We start from the raw sequence: 10,705 nt of genomic DNA, 5'->3' as shown, positions 1-10,705 counted from the left end.
GCGCTGGCACGGCAGGCACGGCCGCGACGGCGGCGGGCAGCTCGGCGACGGCAGCCGCGGGCAGCGCCACGGCGGCCGCGGGCTCGGCCACGACGGCGGCGGGCAGCGCGACGGCCGCTGCAGGGTCGGCGACGGCAGCGGCGGGCAGCGCCACCACGGCCGGCACGGCGAAGGACCAGGCGGTCGCCGCGGCAGGCGAGGCCGCGACCTCAGAGACCAATGCCGGCGCCTCGGCGCTGGCGGCCGATGCCTCGGCCGATGCTGCTGCGGCGAGCGCGAGCGCTGCGGGCGGCTCGGCCACGGCCGCGGCCGGCAGCGCGGGCACGGCGGGCACGGCCGCGACGGCGGCGGGCAGCTCGGCAACGGCTGCAGCTGCCTCGGCCAGCACCGCCAGCACGGCGCGGACCGCCGCGGTCACCGCGAGCGAGGAGGCGGCCGGAAGCGCCGCGGACGCCGCGGCCAGCGCGACGACGGCCGGCACGGCGAAGGACCAGGCCGTCGCGGCCTCGGGCACCGCGAGCACGGCCGCGACGGCGGCGGGCACCTCCGCCACGGCGGCCGCGGGCAGCGCGACCAGCGCCGCAGGATCCGCGACCGCTGCCGGCACCTCGGCGACGGCGGCCGCCGGCAGCGCCGCGACCGCGAGCACCCAGGCGGGCCTTGCGGGAACCGCAGCATCGGGCGCCGCCACGGCCGCCGCAGCCGCCGCCACGGCGCGCGACGAGGCCGAGATCAGCCAGGATGCGGCCGCCACCTCGGCCAGCCAGGCCGCAGCCTCGGCGGACACGGCCACGGGCCAGGCGGGCGCCGCGGCGACAGCCGCGACCGCCGCCACCGCGGCCGCCGGCGCGGCCGGCACCGCCGCGGGGTGGGCGGCGGATTCGGCCGCCAGCGCCGAGGAATCGGCCTCCGCGGCCCTGAGCCACGCCGCCTCCGCCGACGCGGCCGCGGGCACGGCAACGACGCAGGCCGGCGCCGCGCTTGATGCGGCGTCCGATGCAGCGGCCTCGGCGACCGCGGCCGGCACGGCGCGCGACGGGGCCGAGATCAGCCAGGACGCCGCGGCGACCTCGGCCGGCCAGGCGGCGGCCTCGGCCAGCACGGCGATAGGCCAGGCTGGGGCGGCGACGAACAGCGCCGCATCCGCAGCGGCCGACGCGGCGCTGGCTGGCACCTCCGCCGAGCTGGCCTCCGCGGCGCGCACCGAGGCCGTCGCCGCCCGCGATGCGGCGAACAGCGCTGCGGTCACCGTCGGCGCCGCTCTCACGGGTGACACCGCGATCGTCGCCTCGCTGGGCGATCTGCCGGCCACGGGCGTCGACCGGCGCCTTTACAGCGTGCTGGATATCGGCCGGAACTACCGCTGGTGGACCGTGCGGCCGCCCGGCTCTCCCGGCGTCGGCACGGCCGGCTACGTCGACGAATCGCCGACCCTCGGCGCCGTCGATCAGCACGTGAACGATCTCGGCGCCAAGAGGAAGGCGCCCTCGAGCCAGCGCGACACGATCTGGGACGTCAAGGACGCGTCCAACCGGCAGGCCGTCCGCATCCGCAGCGACGGCGCGATGCTGGGCGATCATCGCACCCGCGACGGGACGCCCTACTCCTCGGCAGCGGACGTCCAAGAGGTCGTGGATGCCGTGGGCATCAGGACCAAGGCGCCGTCCGGCCAGCGCGACACGATCTGGGATGTCAGGGACGCTTCGGGCCGGCAGGCCGCCCGCATCCGCAGCGACGGCGCGCTGCTGGGCGATCATCGCACCCGGGATGGCACGCCCGTCACGGACGTCGGGCCCATCTACGGCGCCTGGCGGCTCCGCAACGTCACCGCGATCGGCCAGCAGATCCTCTCCCTGCGCGCCGGCGTGCCCAACAACGGCGGCGGCAAGCTGATCTGCGCGGCCCTGAGCAACAGCTGGAACTCGCTCGCCAACGGCTCGCTGGAGCTGCACAAGGCCCTGACGGACGCCTACGGCTCCGCGGGCCTCGGCCTCGTCCGGGCGCAGGTCCGCGCGTCCGCCTACAACTCCGCGGGGGCCAACCAGGAGTGCACGATCCAGACCTCGGCGGGCTGGGTCCAGAACCTCTATGCCTCGGCGTGGATGCTGGGCATCGAGACGTCGACGGCGGGCGAGTGGGCCGATCTGACCTTCCCGGCCGGCGCCACCAATATCCTCGCGTACCTGGGCGGCACCGGCGAGATCCGCAGGCAGTGGAACGGCGGCGCGTGGACGCCGCACACGATCGACGCGGCCCTGCCGACGCCGCTGGACCTGTCAGGGGTCCTCGCGGGAGGCGGGACGCTGCGGATCGAGGTCGTGTCGGGCCGCATCGAGCTGCACGGCTATGACCTGCAGAACACCAGCAGCGGCATCCGCTGGCACAACCTGGGCCAGGCGGGGACCGACACGGGCGACTGGGTCGCCATCCCGGAGGCAGGCTTCATCGCGGGCCTCCAGCACCTCGGCATCAACTACCTGCACATCGCGCACGGGGTGAACGATCAGTTCAACGACGGCGTCGTCGCGGTCAGCCCGAGCCAATACTACACGAAGCAGAACACCCTGATCGACCGGGCGCGCGAGGCCAATCCGGACATCGACATCCTGCTGATCACGCAGCCGGAGGTCCGCGTCGCCAGCAGCTCCTACGCGCCGATGCGGGACTACGCACTCGTCGACCGCACGGTCGCCCGCGAGCGCACCGTGGCGCACCTGGACCTGCAATACGCCTTCGGCGAGCGCTGGGAGGACTACGCCACGGGGACCACGCGGCCGTTCCTGACCCCGGACGGCATCCACCCGCTCGCGCCCCAGGGGCGGTCGCTGATCACGGCGTGGATCCGCCAGGTCTTCATGAACGCGGCCCGATAGGAGGCACCCATGCCCGACATGCTCAGCTACCGGTGCGGCACGATCACCAATCCGGACGTGCCCGTCGTCCTGGACGACCCGTACCTGGAGGACCACAACGGCGGCACGCTGTGCCTCTTCGACCTCTCCTACGACGGGTCGTATGACGGGGCGGTGGGGGGCGTCGCGCCTGTCGCGGGGTCGATCGTCCGCGATCTCTCCGGGCGCGGCAACCACGGCGTCGTGAACCGCATCGGCGCCGTGCCGACGGAAGGCAACGTCAAGCTGCCCGGCTATGCCAATGGCGGCTTCAACTTCTCGGCCCTGACGCAGTGCGGCAGCGAGATCGTCTTCCCGCCCGCGATCGCCGAGCACATCCAGGCCCAGGTCAACAGCTACTACCTCATGCTGCTGTACGCGATCCTGCCGGCGGATGCGGATTGGCCCACCGCCACCATCACCCATCCCCTGTGGACGTTCACCTCCGCCGCCGGCGGCTGGACCGCCGAGGAAGAGCTCGTCATGGTCAACATGACCGCGTCCGGCAGCCTCCGCCGCATCACCGCCCAGGTCGCGAGCGGCAGCTCCTACCAGACGCTCGGCGGGACCAACACCAACGCGAACGAGTACGGCAAGCTCACCCAGATCGCCGTCTATCGCACGGCCTCGGGCGCCACGCTGCGCTGGCGCAACGCGGGCCGCACGGAGATCGCCGGCGTCAACCCGGCCAACCTCAAGCCGGTCGACAACCTCTCCGGCAAGTCGTGGCACGTGGGCGTCGGCAACGCCTTCTGGTCCACCGCCTTCGATACGGCCGCGAAGTTCAAGGTCTGCCGCGGCGCCGTTGAGGACCTGGAGGCGTCGGGCCGCAATCCCGTGACCGTGCTCAATGCCGACTGGGATCGCGTCGTCGCGAGCGGCGTCTTCGCATGAGCAGGCCGCGAGGCTCTGGAACGGCCGTGCAGGCGGCTGGAGCCGGCGCGGCCACCTGTGTGCCCCCGGGAGGCGACAGGCACCTCTTGGCGGGCTCTTACGGCTCTTATCCGGCATCCTCGGCGGGTGGGTCATGACCGTCCTCGCCCCGGCGATCGAGCTCTACGGCTACCAGCGCCGGTGGCTGTCGGACAAGGCGCGATTCAAGATCGGGATGTTCGCGAGGCAGACCGGCAAGACCTTCACCACCACGCTGGAGATCGCCGATCGCGTCATGGAGGCGGAGGTCAGCGGCCGCCGCGAGCGCTGGGTCATCCTGAGCCGTGGCGCGCGCCAGGCGAAGGAGGCCATGGACGAGGGCGTGAAGCTCCACCTGAAGGCGTATCAGATGGGCTTCGAGGCCATCGAAACCGAGGAGCTCTTCGGCGAGACGAAGTACACCCAGATCGAGGTGACCCTCCCGGGCGGCAGCCGCATCACGGCCTTGCCCGCCAACCCGGACACCGCCCGTGGCTTCAGCGCCAATGTCTTTCTCGACGAGTTCGCCTTCCACCAGGACAGCCGAGCCATCTGGAAGGCCCTCTTTCCCGTCATCTCGAATGGGTTCGATCTGCGGATCACGAGCACGCCGAACGGCCTCGGCAACAAGTTCCACGAGCTGATCACCGGAAAGGGTGACGGCTGGAGCCGTCACGAGGTCAACATCGTCCAGGCCGTGGCGGATGGCCTGCCGCGGAACATCGAGGAGATGAAGGCGGCGCTGAACGACGAGGACGCCTGGGAGCAGGAGTTCATGATCCGCTTCCTGGACGAAGCGAGCGCCTGGCTCACCTACGAGCTCATCTCCTCCTGCGAGCACGAGGACGCCAGCCGGCCGGAGCTCTACCAGGGCGGCCCCGTCTATCTCGGCGTCGATATTGGGCGCCGGAAGGATCTCTATGTGCAGATTGCGCTCGAGCTGGTCGGCGATGTCCTCGTCGAACGCGAGCGCGTCGAGCTGAAGGCGGCGAAGTTCGCGGAGCAGGATGCGGCGCTGGCTGAGTTCTTCGAGCGGTACCGCGTGGTCCGATGCTGCATGGATCAAACGGGCATGGGCGAAAAGCCGGTCGAGGACGCGCAACGGCTCTATGGCATGTCGCGTGTCGAGGGCGTGCTGATGACCGCGCCCGCTCAGCTGCGCATGGCCACCCTCGCGAAGGAGACGTTCGAGGACCGCGGTGTGCGGATCCAGCAGGGGCACGCGCTCTACCGCTCCGACCTACACAAGGTGAAGAAGGTCGTCGGTCCCACCGGTATTCCGCGCTTCATGGCGGAGCGTGACGAGGGCGGCCATGCGGACCGGGCCTGGGCCCTGTTCCTCGCGATCGCCGCCGCCGACAAGCCGGCGCTGCCGATTGGCGGCCGCGGCAGCGGCGTGAAGCGGCAGTCCTCGGGCCTGCGCGACTTCCTGGGGGCGGCATGAGCACGGAGCAGGTCGAAAGGGCAGCGCAGCTCGAGGTCGCTTCCAGCGGGATCCTGGCTGCGCTCGAGGCCGCTGGCATCGGCGAGGATCCCGGAGCGATGGCGGCTGCGCTCGGCGTGGTGCTGGGAAGCCTCGCCCAGGCGACTGCGCAGGGCGAGACCTTCATTCAGACCGCGGCGTCCGTCGCACGCGCCGTCATGAACGGCGAAATGGACCGGTAGCAGGACAGGGGAAGAGGCATCATGGACATCAAGGTCACCATCCCTTCGGGCCAGTCGATCAGCGCGGCCGAGCCGCGGCTCAACGGCCTGGTCCCGATCGGGCTTCTCACGCCGCCGGGCTGGGACGCGGCCGCGCTCACCTTCCGCGGCACGATCGACGGCAGCACCTGGTTCGACCTCTACGACGAGTATGGGGGCGAACTGCAGATCGGCGTCATGCCGACGGCGGCGGTCCGGCGCATCGCGCTGCCGTATCGCAGCCTGCTCGGCCTGGCCACCCTGCGGCTGCGTTCCGGCCTTGCGGCGTCGGCGGTGAATCAGACGGCGCAGCGCGACTTCACCTTGCTCCTCTACCAGATCTGACGATGCGGCGGCTCCTGCTCGATGGCGACCAGCGCTTGCGGCACGTCGCGCCGAGGTATCTCGGTCCGCGCGTCGCCTACACGCGCACCGGGCCGGCGACGGGGTGGACGAACGGCGTCCCCAGGTTCGACGTCGCGACGGACGCCGCGAGGTTCGACATCTCGGGCTACCCGATCGGCGAGGGGCAACGGACCAACCTCAACCCAGCCCCTCGCACGCCCGCCGGCGCGGGCTGGACCAGTACCGCCCTCGCCTCTGTGGTGGCCGTCACCGGGCCTGACGGCGTGGCCGGGTCCGCCTTCGCCCTGGTGGAAGACACCGCGAACGCCTCGCACAACGCCATCTTGCCCTCCATCTCTTTCACTTCCGGATTGAGCTACGCGATCTCTGCAGTGTTGAAGGCAGATACCTGCCCCACCGCGCAGCTAGCGTTCCCGTCCAGCGCCTTCGGGGCAACTGCCTTCGCCAACTTCAACCTCAGCACAGGGGCGGTTGGGACACTGGGTGCCGCAATAACGAAGGCCTCCCTCAAGGACATCGGCGGGGGGTACTTCCTGGCGGAAGCTGTGGCTCCTGCTACTGCCACGGCCAGCACCACGGCTGCGGTCGTGATGACGCCATCTGCCAGCGCTACGCGTCTCCAGGCCTATGTCGGAACCGGCCGCCAACTTCTGGTCGGTCCTGTGCAGATGGAGCAGGCGGCCTTCGCCTCCACGCTCGCTCTCCCGGCCATTGGTTCGCCCTCCTCTGTCACCAGAGGCGCTGACACCATCGCGACCCCCCTCCTGCGGCCCGGCGGCCCCGGCACCATCGTCCTCGCGGCTCGCCCAGGGCAGGCGGCGCCGAGCAGCGTTCAACAGACATTCGTTGCTGTGCATGACGGGACGGATGCCAACAATCTTTGGCTGCGCACTTTAGCAGGCAGTAACACCATCCGTCTCACCCGCACCGTAGGCGGTAGCGGCTCCAGCCTCGATCTCGGCACTCAGACGCCAGGGAGCATTGCCGCCCTGGCGCTCACCTGGGACGGCCAAGGCAATGCCTGGGCCAAGATGCGCGGCGGCGTCTGGCAGACCGTAGCCGGTGCGGCAACGGCCCTGACCGGGATGAGGGCGATGAACAACGTCGCTGGAAATGCCTCAATGTTCGGGTCGGCCGCCTACCTGGACGAGTACCCCTTCGCCATGAGCGAGGCTCGCGTGGATGCGGCCCTCGCCACTCTGCCCGTCTGAGGAGGACGTCATGCCCGACTGGATCGAACTTCGCTGGTATGGCCCCGCCGAGCTGGTCGAGGCCGCGCGCCAAGCCCTGCCGCAGGACAGCGCCGTCGTGGGGGTCCTGATCCCGCCGATCGGCGAGCCGCTGCGCGTGCTGGATGGGCTGGCCGCGATCTCGTTCCTCTCCGCCGAGGCGCGCGAGCTGCCGGATGGCCTGCTGGACGATCGGCCGCAGACGATCACGGCCCTGCAGGGCGTGCTGACGGTGGACGCGCCGGAGCCGGAGATGGGCGGGTAGCATGAGCGACACCACACAGCCCCCGCAGCGCCTGGCCGGCCGCATCGGCCGCGTCGCGCTGAAGAGCGAGATCGCCACCCTCGCCAACGACCCGCTGAAGTTTCTCTTCGGCAAGCGGATCGCCAGCTCGGACGTCGTCATCGCCAGCCGCGGCCGCGGCCGCGGGCTCGACCTCTACGACGACCTCGAGCGCGACGACCAGGTCGGCACCGTGCTCGACAAGCGCAAGGCCGCCGTGGTGGGGCGGGAGTGGACGCTCGAGGCGGCCGACGAAAGCCCGGAGGCGCAGCAGGCGCTCGCCATCGTGCAGCAGGCGCTGGACGGCATCGCCTTCAACCAGGCCGTGCACGACCTGCTCGACGCGGTCATGAAGGGCTACTCCGTCCTCGAGGTCATCTGGAAGGTCGAGGGCAACCTGCTGCTGCCGGCCGCGCTGAACGCGAAGAACCCGAAGCGCTTCACCTTCCACGACGCGCCGGGCGCGCCGCAGCTGCGGCTGCTGACCAAGGCGGCCCCGATCGACGGCGAGGAGCTGCCGGACCGGAAGTTCGTCCTCCACCGCCACGGCGGCAAGTACGGCGACCCCTACGGCGCCGGCCTCGGCCAGCGGCTGTTCTGGCCCGTCTTCTTCAAGCGGCAGGGTGTGGCCTTCTGGCTCTCGGCGCTGGAGAAGTTCGGCCAGCCAACCGTGCTCGGGAAGTACCCGCAGGGGTCGTCGGACAAGCAGATCGACGACCTGCTGGACGTGCTCCGCGCCATCGCCTCGGAATCGGCCGTCGCAATTCCCGAAGGCATGGCGGCCGAGCTGCTGGAGGCGAAGCGCGCCGGCAGCTTCGACTCCTACGAGAAGCTGGCCCGCTACATGGACGAGGCCATCTCGAAGGTGGTTCTGGGCGAGACGCTGAGCACCGATTCCGGGGACAACGGCAGCCGCGCCCTGGGCGAGGTGCACAACGATGTCCGCCTCGAGCTCTCGCAGGGCGACGGAGACAAGCTCTCGGACACGCTGAACGAGGGCCTGATCAGCTGGATCACCGTCTTCAACGGCCTGCCGGAGAAGGCCGCGCCGCGCCTCTGGTGGGACATGACGCCGCCCGAGGATCTGACGAAGCGCGCGGAGCGCGACGGGAAGATCTTCGCCCTGGGGTACAAGCCGACGCCTGAGTACATCACCGCCACCTATGGCGAGGGGTGGGAGGCGAAGCCGGAGCCGGTGCAGCCGCCGTCAGGCCGGCCGCCGGCGGCCACACCCGAGGAGCTCGCCGCCTTCGCCGAGGCGGAGGACACGGACGCGCCCTCGCGCCTGGCCGCGCAGCTGGACCGCGCCGCCGGCGCCGCGCAGGACCGGAAGATCGAGATGCTGCGCGCCGAGCTCGGCGCCGCGAAGGATCTCCCCGATCTCGCGGACCGCCTGGCCCAACTCTACCCGCGCATGCATGACGTGGCCTTCGCCGAGCTGATGCAGCAGGCGCTCGGCCTCGCCTCGCTCGAGGGGCGCAACGCGATGCTTGATCTGGGGTCCTGAGGAGGTCATGTGTGGATAACCTTTCCATAAGGACGCATGAGCCCCCGACCCGCGCCCCAATCCGTGCTGGAGCTGCTGAGGGGCGGGCCACGGCGCCTGTCCGAGCTGCAGGCCTCGACACGTCGGGCGCTGGCCGAGCTGGCCGCGGCGGATTGCCCTCTTGTCGAAAGAGAGGGTGACTGGGTGTTCCTCTCCGGCGCCGGACTGGAAATATTCGCCCGCCGGCACGCCGCCGGACGCGGATCATGAGCGGAACGGCGCCCTCCGCGCTGGCTCTGCCCTTCGCGCCCGCGATCGACTTCTTCCGCCGCAAGCTCGACCTGCAGACCCCGGCCTGGGACGCGATCATGCGCGGCCAGCACGCGGTGGCCTTCACCATCGCCGGTGCGATGAACTCCGACCTGCTGTCCGACTTCCGCAAGGCGGTGGGCCAGGCCATCGCCGAGGGCCGCACGCTCGCCGACTTCCGGGGAGATTTCGACGCCATCGTGAAGCGGCACGGCTGGAGCTACCGCGGCTCCCCCGGCTGGCGATCGCGCGTCATCTTCGAGACCAACCTGCGCACCGCCTATGCCGCCGGCGCCTGGGAGCAGCTGCAGCGCACGAAGGCGACGCGGCCGTACCTGCGCTACTCGGCCGTCATGGATGGGCGCACGCGGCCGCTGCACCGCGCCTGGCACGGCACCATCCTGCCGATCGACCACGCCTGGTGGAAGACGCATTACCCGCCCAACGACTGGGGCTGCCGCTGCACCGTCATCACCGTCTCGGAGCGGGATCTCGCCCGGCGAGGCTGGAAGGTGACGGACCCCGCGCCCTCCTCGGGCACGGCGCCGCGGCGCGTCGAGCGCAGCGACGGCACCTCGGCGATCGTCGAGCTCCCGCCCGGCATCGGCTACGGCTGGGACTATAACGTGGGCCTGGCCGCCTATGGGCAGCAGCTCGACCGGCAGGCGATGGACGAGGCGGCGCGACAAGGTGCCCGCCCCTGGAAGAGCCTCACGCCCGGCGACTGGCAGTCGGCCGGCCGGCCGGAGCAGCTGCCGGCGCGCGAGGCGCAGGCGGCGATCGGGCCGGGCGTGGCGGATCTCGCCGGCATGGTGGCGGCGGTGGCGCGCGCGATCGGCGGCGACACGGCGGCGCTGCCCACGCCGATCGGGCACACGGTCCACGTCTCGGCCGAGGCGCTGGCGGCGCACCTGGCGCTCGACCGCGCGCCCTTCGTGCCGCTGCTGCCGGAGGTCATCTTCGATCCCGAGGAGGTGTGGCTGCAATTCGAGCAGCACGAGCGCACCGGCAAGGTGGTGCTGCGGCAGCGCTTCGTGACGCGGCTCGCGACGGGGCCGGCCCGTGGGTACCTGGCCGTCGTGCAGGCCATGAACGGGAGGCTGGAGGCGTGGACGTTCTTCCCGCTGAGGCGGCCGGGCGAGCTGAACCGCGTGCGGGTCGGCCAGCTCGTCTATGTCAGGGAGGAGGGCGTCAGTCCGCCGCCGGAAGCGCCACCGGGCGAGGGTTAACGGGGGCGGCCCCGACCTCTCGCCGTCGTGAGGTCGAACGTAGGGAGAGCTTCCCGTCGAAGCAAGCGTCGCGCTAGGGTCGACACATGGCCGAGTTCCATGACCGCGAGCTTTTCCTAGTGAAGAAGGCGCTGGCCATCGCCGTGCTCGTCATCGAGGGCAACGACACTCCCTTCCAGTCCTTTTCCGACATGACCGAGATGAAGGACATGCTCGACCGGCTGGTTGTCGGCGACGACGAGCTGGCGCATCTGCTGTTCGCGGCTCGCATCCAGATCACCGGCCGCGCCGATTGATCGCCGGCCCGGAAGCGCTTC

General features: G+C 71.1%; 11 protein-coding genes. 10 read left to right on the top strand and 1 reads right to left on the bottom strand.

Translation table 11 applies throughout. From position 1 onward, the window contains the following. Positions 1–1,249: hypothetical protein (locus AC1ROY_RS20605; protein WP_493150750.1), on the bottom strand; the 1,249-nt coding region annotated here is incomplete at its 3' end. 88 nt (positions 1,250–1,337) lie between these two features. On the opposite strand from AC1ROY_RS20605, the gene AC1ROY_RS20600 reads away from it, so the two are divergent. From AC1ROY_RS20600 to AC1ROY_RS20555, 10 genes are all read left to right on the top strand, one after another. Beyond that, entirely contained in the window at positions 1,338–2,873 is a 1,536-nt protein-coding gene (locus AC1ROY_RS20600; RefSeq protein ID WP_493150749.1) for an SGNH/GDSL hydrolase family protein, read from the top strand. A 9-nt stretch (positions 2,874–2,882) separates the two neighbouring features. Further along, a complete protein-coding gene (locus AC1ROY_RS20595) occupies positions 2,883–3,785 on the top strand; it encodes a hypothetical protein (protein ID WP_493150748.1) in 903 nt (300 codons plus the stop codon). Between the two features lie 133 nt (positions 3,786–3,918). Next, positions 3,919–5,247 carry a terminase large subunit domain-containing protein gene (locus AC1ROY_RS20590; RefSeq protein WP_493150747.1) on the top strand — a complete coding sequence of 443 codons (1,329 nt, stop codon included), beginning with the start codon at positions 3,919–3,921 and terminating at the stop codon, positions 5,245–5,247. Next, complete coding sequence (locus AC1ROY_RS20585; protein ID WP_493150746.1) at positions 5,244–5,468, top strand: hypothetical protein; 225 nt, start codon at positions 5,244–5,246, stop codon at positions 5,466–5,468. The genes AC1ROY_RS20590 and AC1ROY_RS20585 overlap by 4 nt, the downstream gene beginning before the upstream one ends. A 21-nt stretch (positions 5,469–5,489) precedes the next feature. Then, complete coding sequence (locus AC1ROY_RS20580) at positions 5,490–5,831, top strand: hypothetical protein (protein WP_493150745.1); 342 nt, start codon at positions 5,490–5,492, stop codon at positions 5,829–5,831. 2 nt (positions 5,832–5,833) lie between these two features. Continuing rightward, positions 5,834–7,063 carry a phage head spike fiber domain-containing protein gene (locus AC1ROY_RS20575; RefSeq protein WP_493150744.1) on the top strand — a complete coding sequence of 410 codons (1,230 nt, stop codon included), beginning with the start codon at positions 5,834–5,836 and terminating at the stop codon, positions 7,061–7,063. A gap of 10 nt (positions 7,064–7,073) precedes the next feature. Beyond that, on the top strand, positions 7,074–7,346 hold the full coding sequence (locus AC1ROY_RS20570) for a hypothetical protein (RefSeq protein WP_493150743.1): 273 nt from the start codon (positions 7,074–7,076) through the stop codon (positions 7,344–7,346). Between the two features lies 1 nt (position 7,347). Further along, positions 7,348–8,871 carry a DUF935 domain-containing protein gene (locus tag AC1ROY_RS20565; RefSeq protein WP_493150742.1) on the top strand — a complete coding sequence of 508 codons (1,524 nt, stop codon included), beginning with the start codon at positions 7,348–7,350 and terminating at the stop codon, positions 8,869–8,871. A 245-nt stretch (positions 8,872–9,116) separates the two neighbouring features. Then, positions 9,117–10,388 carry a phage minor head protein gene (locus tag AC1ROY_RS20560; protein ID WP_493150741.1) on the top strand — a complete coding sequence of 424 codons (1,272 nt, stop codon included), beginning with the start codon at positions 9,117–9,119 and terminating at the stop codon, positions 10,386–10,388. A gap of 86 nt (positions 10,389–10,474) precedes the next feature. Continuing rightward, positions 10,475–10,684 (top strand): hypothetical protein, encoded by a 210-nt coding sequence (locus AC1ROY_RS20555; protein ID WP_493150740.1) that lies wholly within the window; start codon positions 10,475–10,477, stop codon positions 10,682–10,684. The last annotated feature ends 21 nt before the right edge of the window (positions 10,685–10,705 follow it).

It is taken from the genome of Roseococcus sp. GW821-FHT12F05 (genome assembly GCF_058806835.1).
Note: the sequence above shows the minus strand (reverse complement) of the source record. Positions and strands in the feature narration are given on the sequence as shown.

Bases quoted from the DNA above. Each gene is read 5' to 3' on its own strand.
- AC1ROY_RS20595 (WP_493150748.1), top strand. From the start codon at position 2,883: ATGCCCGACATGCTCAGCTACCGGTGCGGCACGATCACCAATCCGGAC.
- AC1ROY_RS20590 (WP_493150747.1), top strand. From the start codon at position 3,919: ATGACCGTCCTCGCCCCGGCGATCGAGCTCTACGGCTACCAGCGCCGG.
- AC1ROY_RS20585 (WP_493150746.1), top strand. From the start codon at position 5,244: ATGAGCACGGAGCAGGTCGAAAGGGCAGCGCAGCTCGAGGTCGCTTCC.
- AC1ROY_RS20580 (WP_493150745.1), top strand. From the start codon at position 5,490: ATGGACATCAAGGTCACCATCCCTTCGGGCCAGTCGATCAGCGCGGCC.
- AC1ROY_RS20575 (WP_493150744.1), top strand. From the start codon at position 5,834: ATGCGGCGGCTCCTGCTCGATGGCGACCAGCGCTTGCGGCACGTCGCG.
- AC1ROY_RS20570 (WP_493150743.1), top strand. From the start codon at position 7,074: ATGCCCGACTGGATCGAACTTCGCTGGTATGGCCCCGCCGAGCTGGTC.
- AC1ROY_RS20565 (WP_493150742.1), top strand. From the start codon at position 7,348: ATGAGCGACACCACACAGCCCCCGCAGCGCCTGGCCGGCCGCATCGGC.
- AC1ROY_RS20560 (WP_493150741.1), top strand. From the start codon at position 9,117: ATGAGCGGAACGGCGCCCTCCGCGCTGGCTCTGCCCTTCGCGCCCGCG.
- AC1ROY_RS20555 (WP_493150740.1), top strand. From the start codon at position 10,475: ATGGCCGAGTTCCATGACCGCGAGCTTTTCCTAGTGAAGAAGGCGCTG.